17 protein-coding genes are annotated in these 18,381 nt (G+C 69.9%); 12 read left to right on the top strand and 5 right to left on the bottom strand.

The window, feature by feature from the left end; all coding sequences use genetic code 11:
• The first annotated feature begins 43 nt into the window (after positions 1-43).
• The 3 genes from N7E59_RS10210 (at position 44) to N7E59_RS10200 (ending at position 3,835) form a co-directional block, all read left to right on the top strand.
• Positions 44-967, top strand: coding sequence for a LysR family transcriptional regulator (locus N7E59_RS10210; protein WP_261624828.1), 924 nt, complete (start codon positions 44-46; stop codon positions 965-967).
• A gap of 110 nt (positions 968-1,077) precedes the next feature.
• Positions 1,078-2,262 (top strand): acyl-CoA dehydrogenase family protein, encoded by a 1,185-nt coding sequence (locus N7E59_RS10205; RefSeq protein ID WP_261624827.1) that lies wholly within the window; start codon positions 1,078-1,080, stop codon positions 2,260-2,262.
• 58 nt (positions 2,263-2,320) lie between these two features.
• A complete protein-coding gene (locus tag N7E59_RS10200) occupies positions 2,321-3,835 on the top strand; it encodes an APC family permease (protein ID WP_261624826.1) in 1,515 nt (504 codons plus the stop codon).
• A gap of 27 nt (positions 3,836-3,862) precedes the next feature.
• On the opposite strand, the gene N7E59_RS10195 is transcribed toward N7E59_RS10200, so the two are convergent.
• Genes N7E59_RS10195 through N7E59_RS10185 form a run of 3 tightly spaced genes read right to left on the bottom strand, consistent with a single transcriptional unit; the run spans position 3,863 to position 7,475 of the window.
• A complete protein-coding gene (locus N7E59_RS10195; RefSeq protein WP_261624825.1) occupies positions 3,863-5,890 on the bottom strand; it encodes a TRAP transporter permease in 2,028 nt (675 codons plus the stop codon).
• Entirely contained in the window at positions 5,887-6,390 is a 504-nt protein-coding gene (locus N7E59_RS10190; RefSeq protein ID WP_261624824.1) for a DUF1850 domain-containing protein, read from the bottom strand. The genes N7E59_RS10195 and N7E59_RS10190 overlap by 4 nt, the downstream gene beginning before the upstream one ends.
• 14 nt (positions 6,391-6,404) lie before the next feature.
• Positions 6,405-7,475, bottom strand: coding sequence for a TAXI family TRAP transporter solute-binding subunit (locus tag N7E59_RS10185; RefSeq protein WP_261624823.1), 1,071 nt, complete (start codon positions 7,473-7,475; stop codon positions 6,405-6,407).
• A 141-nt stretch (positions 7,476-7,616) separates the two neighbouring features.
• Here N7E59_RS10185 and lhgO point away from each other — a divergent pair, with 141 nt between their 5' ends.
• The gene (gene lhgO, locus N7E59_RS10180) at positions 7,617-8,825 is read left to right on the top strand and encodes an L-2-hydroxyglutarate oxidase (RefSeq protein ID WP_261624822.1); all 1,209 of its coding nucleotides are present in this window, start codon (positions 7,617-7,619) and stop codon (positions 8,823-8,825) included.
• A gap of 10 nt (positions 8,826-8,835) precedes the next feature.
• Entirely contained in the window at positions 8,836-9,570 is a 735-nt protein-coding gene (locus N7E59_RS10175; RefSeq protein ID WP_261624847.1) for a GntR family transcriptional regulator, read from the top strand.
• Here the strand turns inward: N7E59_RS10175 and N7E59_RS10170 are convergent.
• Complete coding sequence (locus N7E59_RS10170; RefSeq protein ID WP_261624821.1) at positions 9,557-10,699, bottom strand: Mrp/NBP35 family ATP-binding protein; 1,143 nt, start codon at positions 10,697-10,699, stop codon at positions 9,557-9,559. The genes N7E59_RS10175 and N7E59_RS10170 overlap by 14 nt on opposite strands.
• 106 nt (positions 10,700-10,805) lie before the next feature.
• Here N7E59_RS10170 and N7E59_RS10165 point away from each other — a divergent pair, with 106 nt between their 5' ends.
• Together N7E59_RS10165 and N7E59_RS10160 are read left to right on the top strand one after the other, a co-directional pair.
• Positions 10,806-11,381: a dihydrofolate reductase family protein gene (locus N7E59_RS10165; protein WP_261624820.1), complete on the top strand. Its 576-nt coding sequence runs from the start codon at positions 10,806-10,808 to the stop codon at positions 11,379-11,381.
• Between the two features lie 84 nt (positions 11,382-11,465).
• Positions 11,466-12,299, top strand: a complete 834-nt coding sequence (locus N7E59_RS10160; protein WP_261624819.1) for a DUF3021 domain-containing protein — start codon at positions 11,466-11,468, stop codon at positions 12,297-12,299.
• Between the two features lie 43 nt (positions 12,300-12,342).
• Here the strand turns inward: N7E59_RS10160 and N7E59_RS10155 are convergent, their stop codons facing one another.
• On the bottom strand, positions 12,343-13,896 hold the full coding sequence (locus tag N7E59_RS10155; protein WP_261624818.1) for an aminopeptidase P family protein: 1,554 nt from the start codon (positions 13,894-13,896) through the stop codon (positions 12,343-12,345).
• Between the two features lie 73 nt (positions 13,897-13,969).
• On the opposite strand from N7E59_RS10155, the gene N7E59_RS10150 reads away from it, so the two are divergent.
• From N7E59_RS10150 to N7E59_RS10130, 5 genes are all read left to right on the top strand, one after another.
• Positions 13,970-14,800: a PHP domain-containing protein gene (locus N7E59_RS10150; protein ID WP_261624817.1), complete on the top strand. Its 831-nt coding sequence runs from the start codon at positions 13,970-13,972 to the stop codon at positions 14,798-14,800.
• Positions 14,801-14,876: 76 nt separating this feature from the next.
• Positions 14,877-15,539: a TetR/AcrR family transcriptional regulator gene (locus N7E59_RS10145; RefSeq protein WP_261624816.1), complete on the top strand. Its 663-nt coding sequence runs from the start codon at positions 14,877-14,879 to the stop codon at positions 15,537-15,539.
• 166 nt (positions 15,540-15,705) lie between these two features.
• Positions 15,706-15,939, top strand: coding sequence for a DUF3107 domain-containing protein (locus N7E59_RS10140; RefSeq protein WP_261624815.1), 234 nt, complete (start codon positions 15,706-15,708; stop codon positions 15,937-15,939).
• Positions 15,936-17,480: a DEAD/DEAH box helicase gene (locus N7E59_RS10135; protein WP_261624814.1), complete on the top strand. Its 1,545-nt coding sequence runs from the start codon at positions 15,936-15,938 to the stop codon at positions 17,478-17,480. Before N7E59_RS10140 ends, N7E59_RS10135 begins: the two co-directional genes overlap by 4 nt.
• Positions 17,481-17,505: 25 nt before the next feature.
• Entirely contained in the window at positions 17,506-18,378 is an 873-nt protein-coding gene (locus N7E59_RS10130) for a DNA-methyltransferase (protein ID WP_261624813.1), read from the top strand.
• Positions 18,379-18,381 lie beyond the last annotated feature (3 nt).

The raw sequence follows: 18,381 nt of genomic DNA, 5'->3' as shown, positions 1-18,381 counted from the left end.
CGGCTGGTGCGGGGGCTGGTGCGGCGGCGGATAGCATGGGCGGATGGAGGTGCAGCAGGCGCGGGCGTTCATCGCGGTGGCGGAGGAGCTGCACTTCGGTCGGGCGGCCGAGCGGCTGCGTCTGACCCAGTCGGCGCTCAGCCGGTCGCTGGCCCAGCTCGAACGGAGTCTGGGCACCCAGCTGGTCGAGCGGACCACCCGCACCGTCCAGCTGACCTCTGCGGGGGAGGCCCTGCTGCCCCACGCCCAGGAGATCGTGGCCCTGGTGGACCGTTCGGCGGAGATCGTGGCCGCGGCCTCGGCGGGTCGGACCGGCCGAGTGCGGCTGGGCTTCGCCGGACCGTCGACCAACCACGTGGTCGGTCTCCTGGCCAGAGAGCTCCGTCGCCGACTGCCGGGCCTGCGGCTCGAGCTGGTGTCCTCCCTGCTCTCCCACAAGGGCCTCGACCAGGTGCTCGACGGATCCCTGGACATCGCCCTGGGGCGCTGGGACCTGCTGCCGGCCGACGTCACCTCGATGGTCATCACCCAGGAGGACCTCGTGCTGGCGATGCCCGAGGGGCACCGTCTCGCGCGGCACTCTCGGGTGGGGATGCGGCAGCTGGCCCGCGACTCGTGGATCGTGCTGCCCTCCGGGCCCGGCGCTGCGTTGCCGCAGCGGCTCCATGTGCTCGCCGGTCAGGCCGGCTTCGTCCCGCGCATCACGCAGATCGCCCCCGACTCGGCGACGTCGATGGTGCTGGTGGCCTCCGGATTCGGCGTCGCCCTGACCCAGTCCAGCGTGCAGCGGCACATCCACGCCCCCGGTGTGGTGTTCCGGGAGCTGAGCGATGCGCCGCGACCGTTGGCGGTGCGGCTGATCTGGCGGCGCGACGACCCCAATCCGGCACTGGCGGAGGTGGTGGAGACGGCGCAGGCGCTGCATCCCTCCACTCTGCGGGCCGGCGAGCCTCCGTCAGGCCACTGATCGGCACATGGTCGCCGACTCATGAGTCGAAGTCATGAGTGTGGCTGCTGTGGTGCGTCCGGTAGGACAATCGGGGCAGCCGCAGTTCCCCGAGCACCCTGGAGGCCGTCATGCCGAAGCACCCGACCGACCTGCTGGACATCGAGTCTCAGTTCAGCGCCGACGAGCTGCAGATCCGTGACGACGTCGCCGACTTCGTCGACCGGCGGGTCCGTCCCGACATCGCCGCCTGGTACGACGAGGGCATCCTTCCGTGGGACCTGATCCCCGAGATGGCGGAGCTCGGTCTCTTCGGCATGCACCTGACCGGCTACGGCTGCGCAGGCCGCAGCGCGACGGAGTACGGCCTGGCCATGCAGGAGATGGAGGCCGGCGACTCCGGGCTGCGCACGGTCGTCTCGGTCCAGGGGTCTCTGGCGATGTCAGCGATCCACAAGCACGGGTCCGAGGAGCAGAAGCAGCAGTGGCTGCCGAAGATGGCCGCGGGCGAGGCGATCGGATGCTTCGCGCTGACCGAGCCGACCGCCGGCTCCGACCCCTCCTCGATGACCACCGGCGCCCGGCGCGACGGCGACGAGTGGGTGCTCGACGGACACAAACGGTGGATCGGCCTGGCCTCGGAGGCGCAGGTCGCCGTGGTCTGGGCGCAGGTCGCCGACGAGGAGGCCGGCCGCGACGTGGTGCGCGGATTCGTCGTCCCCACCGACGCCGCCGGCTTCACCGCCCGCCCGATCACCGGCAAGCTCTCCATGCGCGCCTCCCTGCAGTGCGACATCGACCTCGAGGGCGTCCGGCTTCCCGCCGAGGCGATCCTTCCGGAGAACCCGGGGCTGCGCGGCCCGTTCTCCTGCCTCTCCGAGGCCCGCTACGGCATCGCCTGGGGAGCCATGGGCGCGGCCCGGGACTCCATCGAGTGCGCCCTGCGCTACTCCGGCGAACGCCTGCAGTTCGGCCGTCCGCTCTCGGGCTACCAGCTGACGCAGAAGAAGCTCGTCGACATGACCCTCGAGCTCAACAAGGGTCAGCTGATCGCCCTGAACCTCGGACGCGCCAAGGACGCCGGCACCCTGGAGAACCACATGATCTCGGTGGGCAAGCTGAACAACTGCCGCGCGGCGATCGAGATCTGCCGGGAGGCGCGCACCGTGCTCGGCGGCAACGGCATCACCGGCGACCACCCGCCGCTGCGGCATGCGAACAACCTCGAATCCGTGCGCACCTACGAGGGCACCGACGAGGTCCACACCCTGATCCTCGGACACCGCCTCACCGGCGAGCCGGCGTTCCGAGGCTGAGTCCGCCCCGAGGGTCTACGATGTGATCCATATCGCGGGGCGACCGTTCGGAGGGGACATGGCACACGGAGGGCGTGGAGCACAGGGGGCGCACGGAGCACACGGAGCACAGGGCTCCGGGGTCGACCAGGGGCGGGGATTCATCCCCTCGCTGGGGCGGATCGAGACGCTGTTCCTCGGCTTCGGAGCGATGATCGGCTTCGGCTGGATCACCCTGACGGCCGGCTGGCTGAACAGTGCGGGGACGATGGGCGCCGTGACCGCGTTCGTCATCGGGGGCATCATCATGGCCCTGGTCGGCATCGTCTACTCCGAACTCGTCTCGGCGATGCCGCTGGCCGGCGGCGAGCACAACTATCTGCTGCGCGGGTTCGGCCCGCATCTGGCGTTCATCGGCTCCTGGGGGATCGTCGGCGGATACATCTCCGTGGTCGCCTTCGAAGCGGTGGCCATCCCCAGGACCGTCGCCTACGTGTTCCCCCAGGTGCACAGCATCCCGCTGTGGGAGGTGGCCGACTCACAGGTGTACCTGGTGTGGGTCCTGATCGGTTCGGGCACCGGTGTCCTGCTGACCCTGCTGAACATCCGGGGGATCAAGCCGGCCAGCCTGTTCCAGAGCTCGGTGGTGCTCTTCGTGGTCGCCATGGCCGCGGTGCTGATCCTCGGCGCGCTCTTCGGCGGAGAGCCGAGCAACATGGAGCCGCTCTACACCGGCGGAGCCGCCGGGATCATCGCGGTGCTGGTGATGGTGCCGTTCATGTTCGTGGGCTTCGACGTGATCCCGCAGTCGGCTGAAGAGGTCAAGGTGCCGCCGCGCAGCATCGGGCGCCTGGTGGTGATCTCGGTGCTGATGGCCGCGACGTTCTACATCATCATCGTCCTGACCACCTCCGTGGCCCTCCCGGCGGCGGAGATGATGGACTTCGACCTGGCCACCGCCGACGCCATGGGAGTCCTGATGGGCAACACGACGTGGGCCAACGTCGTCGTGGCCGGAGGGTTGGCCGGTCTGCTCACCTCCTGGAACGCGTTCCTCATCGGCGCCTCCCGGCTGATGTGGGCGATGGCGAACTCAGGGATGCTGCCGACCTGGTTCGCGAAGCTCCACCCGAAGCACGGCACACCGGTCAACGCGCTGCTGTTCATCGGGGCGCTGTCCGTGTTCGCGCCGCTGTTCGGGGAGACCATGATGGTCTGGCTGGTCGACTCCGGCTCGCCGAGCATCGTGATCACCTACCTTCTGGTCAGCCTCGTGTTCCTGGTGCTGCGGCGTCGCGAGCCGGACATGGTGCGCCCCATGCGCGTCGGCGGCGCCTCGAATGCGCCGGGCATGGTCATCGGAGCGGCGGCGGTCATCTGCACCGCAGGCATGCTGATCCTGTACCTGCCCGGGATGCCCGCGTTCCTCGAGCCCCAGCCCTGGGTCATGTTCGGGCTGTGGTGGCTGCTGGGGATGGTCTTCCTGGTGCGGATCCCGCGCGGTGTGGCCCCCGGCGCCGACGCCGAGGAGCGGCTCGTGGCCCGGCTCGCCCAGCGCGGACGCGGCCCCGGCACCGGAGTCCGCCGCGGCTGACCGCCGACCTCCGCGCGACCTGGGTCCTCAGATCGATCGGATGCTCAGCCGGTCCTGCGACTTCGCGCGGAGCATCTGCACCAGCAGCACCACGGCGGCGAGCCCGGCGCCGATCATGACGTAGAGCGCCGCGGTGTTGAGCAGCAGCAGTGCCGCCCCGGCGATCGCCAGGCAGAGGTACCACGGCATGTTCACCATGATGTGGCGCTCCAGCGCGGCCGAGAGCAGCAGGATGCCGATCACCGCGGTGGCGACCACGGCCAGACCGGTCATGAAGTCGACGTCGCGCAGCAGCAGCTCGGGGTTGTAGACGAAGATGTAGGGGATCACGAAGCCGGCGGCGGCGAGCTTGAGCGCGGCGAAGCCGGTGCGCATCGGGCTGCCCCCGGAGATGCCGGCCGCGGCGAAGGCCGCCAGCGCCACCGGCGGGGTGATGTTGGCGAACAGACCGAAGTAGAACACGAACAGGTGGGCCACCAGCGGCTCCACCCCGAGCGCGGTCAGCGCCGGTGCGGCAGTCGTCGCCGTGATGATGTAGGCCGGAATCGAGGGCAGGCCCATGCCGAGCACCAGGCAGGCGAACATCGTCATCACCAAGGTCCAGAACAGCACGCCTCCGGACAGGGAAACGATGGCGCTAGAAAGCGTCAGACCGAAGCCGGAGAGCGAGACGACTCCGACGATGATGCCCACCGAGGCGCACGCCACGGCCACGCCGATGGCCGAGCGGGTGCCGTCCTCCAGGGCCTGCAGGATCTCTCGGAAGCTCATCCGGGTCGTCCTGCGCACCATGGCGATGGCTACGGTGACCAGGATGGTCAGGAACGCCGAGTAGAGGATCGTGCGTCCCGAGAAGAACAGCATGTAGATCAGGAACACCAGCGGGATCAGCAGGTGACCGCGCTCCTTGAGCACGTCGAGCACCGCCGGCAGATTGTCCCGGGAGACTCCCTTGAGTCCTTCGCGGGTGGCGCGGAGGTGGATCTGGGCGATGAGGCTGAGGTAGTAGAGCAGGGCCGGAACGATCGCGGCCAGGGCCACCTGGGTGTAGGGGATGCCCAACGTCTCCGCCATGATGAACGCCGCCGCGCCCATGATCGGCGGCAGGATCTGACCGCCGACCGAAGCGGTGGACTCGACCGCGCCGGAGAAGTTCCGTGTGTAGCCGACCTTCTTCATCAGCGGGATGGTGAAGGCGCCGGTGGAGACCACGTTGGCGATGGCGGAGCCGTTGATCGACCCCATGAAGCCCGAGGCGATCGTCGCCACCTTGGCCGGTCCGCCGCGGGTCTGACCGGCGATGGCCATGGCGAGGTCGTTGAACAGGGCCGACATCCCGGACTTGGCGAGGAACGCACCGAAGAGGATGAACAGGAAGATGTAGGTCGCCGAGACGCCGACCGCCGTGCCGAAGATGCCCTCGGTCGTGGCGTAGAAGCTGTAGGACATCGTGTCCCAGTCGTAGCCGCGGTGCCGCAGCAGTCCGGGCAGGTCTCGTCCGTAGAGGCCGAAGAGCACGAACAGCAGCGCCAGGATCGGCAGGGCCCAGCCGGTCACCCGACGGGCTGCCTCGAGCACCAGAACCACCAGCAGGGTGGAGACCAGCACGTCGGGCTCGGTGAAGCGTCCTGCCTGCAGCACGACCTGTTCATAGTTGGTCATCAGGTACCAGGTGGGAACCAGGGCCAGCAGGGCGAGCACCCCGTCGATGATCCGGAACGCCAGGCCGTGTGCCCGGCGCACCGGCGGGTAGAGCATGAAGACCAGGAAGAGGATCAGGCTGACGTGGATCGAACGGTGGATCAGCGTCGGCGGCGTGCCGAAGTACGCCGTATACATGTGGTACAGCGCGGTGAAGATCGCCACGCCCGAGAGCAGCCAGGCCAGCGGCTTCCACTCGGTGGTGCGCACCCTCGACTCGGCGTCGAACTGGGCGGCGACCTCGGCGGCCTCCTGCTCCTGCCGCCTCCGGTCCTCCTCAGACTCGGCGGTCAGGGTGATTCCCTCGTCCGTACGGCCGGACCGCGTGGTGCCGGGGTCGTTCGTCGTGCTCATAGCGGTCTCAGCTCCAATGGTTCGCGATGGGGGAGGGACTCGGCCTCGATCAGCGATTCGTCGCCGTCGATGCCGATCCGATAGTCGACGTCGTGGGAATGGATCCACCGGACCGCCTCGAAGGGACGGTCGATCTCAGTGATCACGACGCGGCCGTCCTCGATGCGGACCTCGCCCTCGTCCATCGGCATCCCGGCGCCGTAGGACTCGAACTCGGTGCGGATCAGCGTGAGACCGCCGCGGTCGCAGCGGTAGGTGTCGGTCCATCGGGTGCGCTCGATGGAGTGGAGCCACGAGTGGGTCAGCAGCATGCCGGACTCCAGCGGGACCTGGGCGTAGACCTCCTCGGTGCGCTGATGTCGGCAGACCAGTTGGCCTCGGGTGAGGCCGACGGCGGTGCATCCTGTGACCGCCGCCCCCAGAGCGGCGGCCGCCGCGACGCCTGTTCGGCGCAGCAGCAGCCGCCTGCTCAGCCCGAGGGGCTCAGGATAGTGGGTCACAGGAGGCCCGAGCCTCACTCGTCGCCGGAGACGTCCACGTCGTTCTCCTCGAGGTACCGCTCCGCACCCGGGTGCAGCGGGACGGTGAGGCCCTCCGCGGCGTTCTCCAGCTCGATCTCCTCGGCGGCGGCGTGGGAGTTGTGGATGCTCTCGAGGTTCTCGAAGAAGACCTCCGTGATGTCGTAGGCGGCATCCTCGCTCAGCTCCGACGACACGAGCAGGTGGTTGGTGACTCCGAGGGTCTCCACGTCTTCCTCCTGCTGGTACGTGCCGCCGGGCACCTGCGACTCCTCGAGGTACTCTCGCTCCTCGATGAGATCGTCTCGTGCTTCACCCTCGATAGGAACGATGATGAAGTCAGTGCTCGTCGCCAGCTCAGTCAGTCCCGGATTGGGCAACCCCGAGGTGACGAAGGCGGCGTCCACATGGCCGTTGGCCATCTGGTCGACCGCCTCCTCGAAGGAGAGGTAGTCCGCAGTCATATCGTCATAACTCAGACCGTGACCCTCAAGCACGACGTTGGCGTTCATCTCGGTTCCGGAGCCGACATCGCCGACCGCCACCCGACTCCCCTCAAGGTCCTCCACCGACTCGATGCCGGACTCTTCCGTCGCCACCAGTTGGACTGTGTTCTGGTAGAGGGCTGCGATGGCCATGAGGTCTTCGCGGGGGTCGTCCTCGAACGGCCCGGTTCCCTCCAGGGCCTGGACGTTGGTGTCGCCCATCGTGAATCCCAGCTCTGCGTCACCATCGGTGAGCATATTGATGTTCTCAGCAGAGGCCCCAGTGGCCTGAGCTGAGGCATCCGAGTCGAGTTCCGAGGCCAGAAGATCGGCAAGAGTCGCTCCGATCTGGTAATAGACGCCGGAGGAGCCTCCAGTCGCGACCGTCAGGAACTCGGTGTCCTGGTCGCCGACGTCCTCGGCGTCGGCGCTCTCGTCACCGTCACCGTCGTCGCCGCCGCATGCGGTCAGGGCCAGGGCCGCCGCGGCGGCGAGTCCGATGCCGCGGCCGAAGTGGCTGCGACGCAGCAGGGCCGGGTTCTCTCCGCTCGCGGAAGCGTCGGGGCTGGTGGTGAACGTCATCGTGATCAGAGTCCCCTCTCGGCCGACACGGGAGCCGCAGCGGCGTAGTGTGATGCAAGTAACACCATTATGCATGGTTGCATGCAACATGCAACAGGGTTATGTTGTGTGTCACAACAGGGCTGGTGAGAGGGGAATCACGTGGGTGGATTCCGGGTCGCCGTCGTCGGCGGCGGACTCATCGGCCTCTCCGTGGCCGCCGAGGTCCTGCGTCGGCGACCGGGCGCCGAGGTGATCGTCTTCGAGAAGGAGGACAGGGTCGCCGCGCACCAGAGCGGTCGGAACTCCGGGGTCGTCCACGCCGGCCTCTACTACGAACCCGGCAGCCTGAAGGCCCAGCTGTGCCGCCGCGGAGTCGAGGAGCTGCGCGAGTTCGCCGACGCCCATGGCATCGCCTACCAGGAGTGCGGCAAGGTGCTCGTCGCCCGCGACGCGGCCGAAGAGCGCCGCCTGGTCGACATCCGGTCACGCGCGGAGGCCAACGGCGTGCCCGGGGTGCAGATGCTCGGCCCGGACGGGCTGCGCGACGTCGAGCCCCACGCCTCCGGACGGGCCGCGCTGCACTCCCCTCAGACGGCGATCATCGACTACGGCGGCGTCGCCCGCGCCCTGGCGGCCCTCATCGCCGAGTCCGGGGGAGAGGTGCGTCTGAGCCGAGAGGTGACCGCCCTCGAGGAGATCCCCGGCGGCCGGGTCCGGGTCCGCACCCTCTGGGACGCCGAGGACGTCGATCTGGCGATCACCTGCGCCGGACTGCAGTCCGACCGTCTGGCCCGCGCAGGGGGAGACGACCAGGACCCGGCGATCGTCCCCTTCTTCGGCGACTACTTCGTCGTCGCCGCCCCGCACGATCAGCTCGTCCGAGGACTCATCTACCCGGTCCCCGACCCGCGCTACCCGTTCCTCGGCGTGCACATCACCCGCCACATCAGCGGAGAGGTTCACCTCGGACCCAACGCGTTCCTGTCCTTCGCCCGCGAACGGTACGCCCCCGGGCGGATCGCGGTCGGCGACCTGGCCGAGGTGCTCCGTCACCCCGGGTTCCGACGATTCGCACGCTCGAACTCGGCCGCCGCGCTCCGGGAGATCCGCACCGTGCTGAGCCGGCGGTCCTTCGTGAAGGAGGCGGCCGGACTGCTGCCCGAGTTGGAGGGGGCACGGATCAGCCGCGGCCCGCGGGGCATCCGGGCCCAGGCGATGCGCGCCGACGGCCGGCTCGAGGACGACTTCGTGATCAGCGCGGCCGGGCCCGTCGTCCACGTCCGCAACGCCCCGTCACCCGGTGCGACGAGCTCACCGGCCATCGCCGAGCACATCGTCGAGCGGGCCCTGAGCGGTGTGGGGGGATGATGCCGTGACGATGTCCTCGGTCGACCGCCACGCGACCCTCACAGAACAGATCACCGCTCAGCTGCGTGCCGCCGTCCTCGACGGCACTCTGGTCCCCGGAGAGCGCTACAGCGCCGGGGGGCTGGCCCAACGATTCGGAGTCTCCCGGACACCGGTGCGGGAGGCGCTGCTCGAGCTCGAACGCTCCGGCCTGGTGCGCATCGAGAAGAACCGGGGCGTCACGGTGGTGCCCACCTCCCTGGAGGCCGTGGTGGACTGCTTCCAGCTGCGCCTGATGCTCGAGGCGCCCGCCGCGGGCCGGGCGGCCGCCGTCGTCGACGCGGAGGGCATCGGGGAGGTGGAGTCCCGGTTCCGTGCCATGGAGCGGGCGGCGGCGCGCGACGACGTCGGCGGGGTCCTGCGCGCCGACCGCGACTTCCACCTGGCTGTGCTAGCGCTCGCCGACAATCCGCGCCTGGTCAAGGTCCTGGAGGACCTGCGCAACACCGTGCTGAGCCGGGGCATCGCCACCGTCCCGCAGACCCGGTCCCTCCAGGAGCTCATCGAAGACCACCGGGACATCCTCGACGGGATCCGCAACGGGGACCCCGGTGCGGCCGCCGCGGCCATGCACCGACACATCCTCAACACCGCGATCCTGCTCATCCGCCGCGAGGCGGCCGAGGACCCGCAGTGGGACGAGGCCGCGCTCCGCGCGCGGCTGCTGGCGCTCGCGCCCGAGCATCCCGAGCTCAGGCGGGAGTGACCGGAAGCCGCCTCTCTGCGATGCCGCGGGGCCGGGAGGACAGCTTCGCCGCGATGCTACGCAGGGCCGATCCCGCGGGGGAGTCCGGAGCGGAGAGCGCCACCGGATCCCCGGCGTCGCCGGCCTCGCGCAGCCCCAGGTCGAGCGGCACCGAGCCCAGCAGCGGGATGTGGCCGCCCAGGGTGTCCGAGAGACGCTCGGCGACGGTGCGTCCGCCGCCGGCGCCGAAGAGCTCGAAGGTGGAGCCGTCGGGCATCGTCATCGGTCCCATGTTCTCGATGACCCCGGCCACGTTCTGCTCGGTCTGGGTGCTCAGGGCCCCGGCGCGCTCGGCGATCGACGAGGCGGCCGCCTGCGGGGTGGTGACCACCAGGAGTTCGGACCCCGGGAGGAGCTGAGCGGTCGAGATGGCGATGTCCCCGGTGCCCGGAGGCAGGTCGAGCAGGAGGACGTCGAGGTCGCCGAAGTGGACGTCGGTGAGGAACTGCTCGACGGCGCGGTGGAGCATGGGTCCCCGCCACGCCACCGGACGGTTGTCCTGGACGAACATCCCGATGGAGATCGTCTTCACCCGGTGCGCCACCGGGGGGAGGATCATCTCGTCGAGACGGGTCGGCGACTCGGTGATGCCCATCAGCGACGGCACCGAGAATCCGTGGACGTCGGCGTCGACGATGCCGACCTTCAGCCCCTGCTCCGCCATGGCGCAGGCCAGGTTCACCGTCACCGAGGACTTCCCGACCCCTCCCTTGCCCGAGGCCACGGCGTAGACCCGGGTCAGTGAGTCGGGCTGGGCGAAGGGGTTGGTCTTCGCGCCGGCACCGCCGCGCAGCCGCTCCTTCAGCTCGGCGCGCTCCTCGGGGGTCATCACCCCGAGGTCGACCTCGGCGGTGGCCACCCCCTCCGCGCGGACGGCCGCGGCGGTGACGTCGGCGACGATGCGCGAGCGCATCGGGCACCCCTCGATGGTCAGCTTGATCCCGATGCGGGCGATGCCGGCGTCGTCGACGTCGACGTCTGAGACCATCCCCAGCTCGGTGATCGGCAGGCGGATCTCAGGGTCGAGGACCTCGCTGAGGCGGCCGCGGACGCGCTCGGCGGGACTGTCGCTCACACTCGGATCAGGCATCCCACCAGTCTAGGGGCCGCATCCCCGGTCGCATCCCGGCCCGCGGCATGGGCGCCGGTGTGCGCTACGATGCGATCCACGACGACACCTCCTCGGAGCCGCGGACATGCGTGACCACAGAACCTGGACCGGACGGGTCTTCATCGGCGTCAGCCTCGACGGCTTCATCGCCCGGAACGACGGCGACATCGACTGGCTGACCGACCCGCCGACCGGGCGTGACCACGCCCGGATCATCAGCAGCGCCGCCGCGCAGTCGTGGGACACGTTCTTCGACTCCGTCGACCACGTGGTGATGGGCCGAGGCACCTACGAGAAGCTCCTCACGTTCGGCGAGTGGCCGTATCGGAGCAGGACGGTGATCGTCCTGTCCTCCGAGCTGACGACCGAGGACCCCCGGATCGCGGTGGTGCGCGGGGCTGAGGAGGCCGCGGAGCTCCTCTCGACCGGCGGTGCCCGTCAGGTGTACGTCGACGGCGGCCGGGTCGTGCAGGACTTCCTGCGCCGCGGTCTCATCGACGAGCTGACCGTCTGCTGGGCCCCGGTCCTCATCGGTGGAGGCCTGAGCCTGTTCGGGGACGCGGACCGGGACATCCCCCTGACGCTGCTGGCCAGCCACACCACCGACGTCGGCATGGTGCACACCACCTACCGGGTCGAGCACGGGCTCATCGAGGACTGAGCTCGGCCGGAGGGTCAGAGGCTCTCAGCGAACTCCCCTCCGATGCCCGGCCGGATTCGGCGCAGGTTCGGCACAATGGGGAGCATGTCGATGAACGCACCGATGCTCCAGGGACAGAACGGCGGGCTGCCGCGCGGTGAGCTGCTCGGGCGGTACCGCAGCTACGAGGATGCCCAGAAGGTCGTCGAACACCTGGCCTCCTCCGAGGGCTTCGACGTGAAGAACCTGAGCATCGTCGGAAACGACCTCCGCACGGTCGAACACATCCGCACCCGCCTGTCCTACCCTCGGGTGGCGCTCGGCGGAGCGGCGCAGGGTGCGCTCTTCGGCGCGTTCATCGGCCTGCTGATCTTCACGTTCAGCCCCGACTCGACACCCTTGGACATCGTCATGGCGGTGCTGATGGGTATGGCGATCTGGATGATCATCGGCGTCATCGGATACTCCGTGCGCAAGGGGCGTCGCGACTTCGCCTCGTCCTCCCAGCTGGTCGCCACCACGTTCGACGTGGTCTGCGACTTCGGCGTCGCCGTCCACGCGCGCCGGCTGGTCCCCGGGGCGGGCGTGGTCAGCCTCGGACTCTACGACGATCCCACCTCGACTCCGTCCTCCGCTCCTGCGGCAGGGCCTGGGGCGGCGCCCGGGGCGGCGGATCAGACTCCGCCCGGTGAGGACTCCGCCCCGCACGACGCACCGCGGCCCGCTCCGGATCGTGCGTCGTCGCAGACCGGCTCGGGATACGACGATCTGCCCGACGGTCGACCCCGGTTCGGCGTCCGGGTAGACGCCGACCGGTCCTCGGCGCCGACCGGTCGGGCACCGGCGGCAGACGCTGGGAACACGGAGGCTGGGAACACGGACGCCTCGAGCACCCACGCCGAGGACGTCGACGCCGAGAGCACCGACTCCCGCACCTGAGGGGAGCCGGCGCTCGGCGCACCGATGAGGTGCGGACCGTCGGTCAGCCGCGGTCGGCCCAGATGTCCCGCATCCACGCCTCGACGGCGTCGGGGGTGCGCGGCAGGTCCCGGGACAGGTTCTCGTATCCGTCGGCGGTGACCACCACGTCGTCCTCGATGCGCACACCGATGCCGCGGTACTCCTCCGGCACGGCCAGGTCCTCCTTCTTGAAGTACAGGCCCGGCTCGATGGTGAAGACCATGCCCTCCTCGAGCACGCCGTCGAGGTACAGCTCTCTCTTGGCCTGGGCGCAGTCGTGGACGTCGAGGCCCAGGTGGTGGGAGGTCCCGTGCGGCATCCACCGACGGTGGTGCTGGCCCGATTCGCTGAGGACCTCCTCCAGCGGCGCGGGCAGCAGGCCCCACTCGTCGAGCCGCTCGGCCAGCACGCGCACCGCGGCCTGATGGATCTCCCGGAACCGCACCCCCGGGCGGACCACGTCGAACGCGGCGTCGGCGGCGTCGAGCACCGCCTGATAGACCCTCCGCTGCACCTCGGAGAACGTGCCGCTGACCGGCAGGGTGCGGGTGATGTCGGCGGTGTAGAGCGAGTCGGCCTCCACGCCGGCGTCGAGCAGCAGCAGGTCCCCCTCGCGGACCTCACCGGTGTTGCGGATCCAGTGCAGGACCGTGGCGTTGTTCCCGGAGGCGGCGATGGTGTCGTATCCGAGGTCGTTGCCCTCCAGGCGCGCCCGGGCGAAGAATGCGCCCTCGACGATCCGTTCGCCCCGCCGGTGGCCCACCGCCGAGGGGAGTGCGGCGACGACGTCGGCGAATCCGCGCATCGTCGCCTCGGCCGAGCCGCGGAGCTGCTCGAGCTCCCACCCGTCCTTGACCAGGCGGATCTCGGAGACGAACTCGGTCAGCTCCGCGTCCAGCGAGTCTGACGCCTCGAGGTCCACTCCGGTGTTGATCCGAGAGGTGTCCACCAGGGCCTCGACGTCGAGGTCGACCTCCCGCAGCAGACGGATCCGGGTGCCGCCGACCTCGACCGCGCCGGCGTCCTTGGTGACCGCGACCTCCAGCTCGTCGACCGGCGCCGTGCGCAGCCCCAGTCGGCCGCGGAACTCGCCCAGCGTCGGGCGCTCGCCGATCCAGAACGCGCCGTAGCGGGCGTCGGCGTAGAACTCCTCGGTGTCCCGGCCCGCGGTCGGCTTGAAGTACAGGGTGCAGGCGTGGTCGCCGCCGTCGTCGCCCTCGCCGGGCTCGGTCGGTTCGAAGACCAGGGTGGCGTGGGGCTCATGGTCCAGTCCCAGTCCCGTGAGGTGGGCGAAGGCCGAGTGGGGCCGGAAGCGGTAGTCGGTGTCGTTGGAGCGGACCTTCAGCGGTCCGGCCGGGATGACAAGACGCTCGCCGGGGAAGCGCTCCGAGACGAGGCGGCGGCGCCGGGCGGCGTAGTCGGCGACCTCGTCCCGGGTCGGCTCCGGGCGGTCGTCCTGGGCCCAGTCGGAGGCCATGAACGCCTTGAACGCCTCCGAGGTGGGCCGCTGAGAGCGGTTCTCACCCCTGTCCTGGAGCTTCTGCTGGTCCTCTGCGCCGGTCTGCTCTGAAGTCATGGTGCCCAGTCAATCATGCACCCGGAGGGCCCCTCACAGGGTGCGCGGAAGCTGTGAGGATACAGTGAGGAGCATGAGCGTGGACCTGCACACCCATTCGCTGATCTCCGACGGCACAGAGCGTCCCGCCGACGTCGTCGCCGAGGCGGCGCGCGCCGGGCTGACGGGTCTGGCGCTCACCGACCACGACACCACGGCGGGGTGGACCGAGGCCGCGCTGGCGGCCGAGGAGCTGGGGATGCAGTTCCTGCCGGGCACCGAGATCACCACCCTCACCGACGACGGCATCAGCGTCCACCTGCTCAGCTACCTCCACGACCCGGACCATCCGGGTCTGCGGGACGCCATCGCCGATGCGCGCGACGGGCGCACCGAGCGGGCACGCCGGATGGCCGAACGGCTCTCGGAGGACTTCCCGATCACCTGGGACGACGTCGCCGCGCAGATCGCCGAGGGCGCCACCGTCGGACGCCCCCACCTGGCCGACGCCCTGGTCAGCCGGGGAGTCGTCGGCGATCGGCAGGAGGCCTTCGACCGGCTGCTGCACAAGCACTCCCCGTACTACGTCTTCCAGCGGAACATCGGGACCACCCGCGCCGTCCGACTGGTCCGAGAGGCCGGGGGAGTGCCGGTGATCGCCCATGCCATGGCCGACTCCCGCGGGCGCACCGTCTCCGAGGAGCAGCTCGAGTCCTTCGTCCGTGCGGGACTGGCCGGCGTCGAGGTCTACCACCGGGACAACCCGGAGTCGGGCAGGAAGTTCCTGCTCCGCTTCGCCGCACGCCACGACCTGCTGGTCACCGGGTCCTCGGACTACCACGGGGCCGGCAAGCCGAACGTGATCGGGGAGAACACCACGGACCCGGAGACGGTGCAGGCGCTGATCGACCAGGCGGGGGCCTGATCCCGCCGTCCGCCCACCTTCGGCGCGCCGCCGATATGGTCCCGCCCTCCGGTGCCGTCTCGTACACTTGTGACCGATGAGTCAGGACCAGCAGGCCGCGCCCACCGCCCCGAACGGGCGGGCCAAGCGTCTGCCGCGGGAGCAGCGGAGGCGCCAGCTGCTGGACTGCGCGCTGCAGGTCTTCGTGGCCAAGGGCTACTACGGCGCCTCGATGGATGAGATCGCCGACGTCGCCAGCGTCTCCAAGCCGGTCCTCTACCAGCACTTCCCGGGCAAGCGGGAGCTGTTCCTCGACCTGCTGGGCACCCACCTCGACCAGCTGCAGGCGATGCTGACCGAGGCCCTGGAGCGCACCGACGACAACAAGGAGCGCGTGACCGGCACGGTCTCGGCGTTCTACGAGTTCATCGCCCGGAAGGACGAGGCGTACCGGCTGCTGTTCACCTCCGGGATGGACAACGACGAAGAGGTCGAGCTGCGCCTTAGCCGGTTCTTCGACGCGGTAGCCCACGCGATCGCCGAGGTCATCGCCGAGGACACCGGGCAGCCGATGGTGGCCGCCCGCATGCTCGGACACGGGCTGATCGGGATGGCGGTCACCTCCGCCCGCCACTGGATCAGCCTCTCTGAGCGTCCGGACATGGAGGTCTCCTCGGAGATCACCGCCCGACTGGCCTGGCGGGGGATCTCGGGATTCCCGCTCGACGCCGAGGCGCCCCCGGCCGGGTCCTCCGCCTGAGGAGCCGGCCGGACCGCATCTGATCGTCGTCCAGGCGTCGTCGCGACGTCGTTGCGGCGTCGTCTCGGCGTCGTGGGGGGCCAGTGGGTAGTATCGGGGACAGGAACGAACCCACCGATCTGCAGGGGTGCACCGCTGTGTGCCCCGCCCGTTCACAAGGAGTGGCATGGAAGTACGCATTGGTGTCCAGCACGTGACGCGAGAGCTGGTCGTCGACACCGAGGCCTCGGCCGAGGACGTCGAGAAGGCCGTCGCCGAGGTGCTCGAGGGCGAAAAGACCCTGCTGACACTGACCGACCGCCGGGACAAGCGCGTGGTCGTGCCGGCGTCCACCATCGGATACGTGGAGATCGGCTCCAACACCAAGCAGACCGTGGGATTCGCCGCGGTCGCCGAATGAAAGAATCTATGACTGAAGAGAACACGGTGAGCTTCGCCGACTTCGACGTCCGCCCGGAGATCGTGGCGGCGCTCGAGGACAGGGGCATCACCAGCCCCTTCCCCATCCAGGCCGAGACCCTGCCCATCGCCCTGGGCGGCTACGACATTATCGGCCAGGCCAAGACCGGAACCGGCAAGACGCTGGGCTTCGGCATCCCCGCGGTCCAGCGGGTGGTCACCCCCGACGACGACGGCTTCTCGGAGCTTCCGGTCCCCGGCGCGCCGCAGGCGCTGATCGTCACACCGACCCGTGAGCTCGCCGTCCAGGTGGCCGGAGACCTGAAGGTCGCCGGCGCCCGCCGCGGCATCCGCATCTCCACCATCTACGGCGGACGGGCCTACGAGCCCCAGATCGAGGAGCTGAACCGCGGCGTCGAGATCGTCGTGGGCACGCCCGGGCGACTGATCGACCTGCACCGGCAGCGTCACCTCAAGCTCTCCAACGTGGAGATCGTGGTCCTCGACGAGGCCGACGAGATGCTCGACCTCGGCTTCCTCCCCGATGTGGAGACGCTGCTGGCGGCGGTGCCCACGGTCCGTCAGACCATGCTGTTCTCGGCGACCATGCCGGGTCCCGTGGTCTCGATGGCCCGGCGCTACATGACCAAGCCGACGCACATCCGGGCGGCCGACCCCACCGACGAGGGCGTGACGAAGAAGGACATCCGTCAGGTCGTCTATCGGGCCCACCAGCTCGACAAGGACGAGATCGTCGCCCGGCTGCTCCAGGCCGAGGGCCGCGGACGCACCATCATCTTCACCCGCACCAAGCGGCAGGCCGACAAGCTCTCCGGGGAGCTGATCTCCCGCGGGTTCGCCGCCGGCGCCATCCACGGCGACCTCGGCCAGGGAGCGCGCGAGCAGGCGCTGCGGGCGTTCCGCAACGAGAAGATCGACGTCCTGGTCGCCACAGACGTCGCCGCACGAGGCATCGACGTCACCGACGTGACCCACGTGGTGAACTTCAACTGCCCGGACGACGAGAAGACCTACCTCCACCGGGTCGGCCGCACCGGCCGCGCCGGCCAGAAAGGCACCGCGGTGACCTTCGTGGACTGGGAGGACGTGCCGAAGTGGAAGCTGATCGACCGGGCGCTCGGCCTCGGCCAGCCTGAGCCGGCGGAGACCTACTCCTCCTCGCCGCACCTCTTCGAGGACCTGGACATCCCGAAGGGCACCAAGGGGCGGCTTCCGCGCCACAAGCGCTCGAAGACCGGACTGGCCGACGAGGAGCTCGAGGACCTGGGAGGACCCGGGGACGAGAAGCGCGGCGGCCGCGGCGGCGAGGACGGCGGCGGTCGCTCGGGCGGCGGTCGCTCGGGAGGCGGCCGCGGACGCTCCGGCGGATCCGGCGGCGGCCAGAAGGGCGGCCAGCGCGGACAGGGCGGCCGCAACGGTCAGAACGGCGACGACGGTCAGCAGCGCGGCGGCTCCCAGGGCGGCGGCTCCCAGGGCGGCCGGCGTCGTCGGCGTCGTCGCGTCAACCGCTCGGAGTCCTGAGGCTCCGGCCGGTCCCGACCCGTCAGTGAGCTCACGTTCCGCCGTCTTCGACCCGTCCGGCGGGTCCCTGGTCATCGAGGGGGACAACCTCGAACACCTGGGATCCCTTCCGGACGGGTCGTTCGCGATGATCTACCTGGATCCGCCGTTCAACACCGGCCGCGCCCAACGGCGGGTGCGCACCACCAACGAGCGTCGTCCCGAGGGCGACGGGAATCGGGTGGGCTTCGCCGGGCGCAGCTACCACACAGTGCGGGAGACCCTGGCCCAGTACGACGACACCTTCGCCGACTACTGGGAGTTCCTGCATCCGCGGATCGTCGAGGCCCACCGGCTGCTCCACCGCACCGGGACGCTGTACCTGCATCTGGACTATCGCGAGGTGCACTACGTCAAGGTCATGCTCGACGCCCTGTTCGGCCGTGACTGCTTCCTCAACGAGATCATCTGGGCCTACGACTACGGCGGTCGCTCCCGGCGGCGCTGGCCCACCAAGCACGAGACCATCCTCGTCTACGTGAAGGACGCTCGGGACTACCACTTCGACGCCGAGGCGGTGGACCGCGAGCCGTACATGGCCCCGGGGCTGGTGACCGCGGAGAAGGCCGCCCGCGGCAAGCTGCCCACCGACGTGTGGTGGCATACGATCGTCTCGCCCACCGGACGTGAGCGCACCGGCTATCCCACGCAGAAGCCGGTGGGACTGGTGCGCCGCATGGTCCAGGCCTCCTCGCGGCCCGGAGACTGGGTGCTCGACTTCTTCGCCGGGTCCGGAACCCTCGGCGCCGCCGCCGTCGAGACCGACCGACGGTTCGTGTGCATCGACTCCTCCGCTCAGGCGATCGAGGTCATGGAGCGGCGGCTGGGCGCACATGCCCAGGTGCTGCGCCGTCCGTGAGCG

The organism is Nesterenkonia marinintestina (assembly GCF_025420485.1).
Lineage (GTDB): Bacteria > Actinomycetota > Actinomycetes > Actinomycetales > Micrococcaceae > Nesterenkonia > Nesterenkonia marinintestina.
The sequence above is the reverse complement of the archived record's forward strand: the minus strand, read 5'-3'. Positions and strand labels throughout refer to the sequence as shown.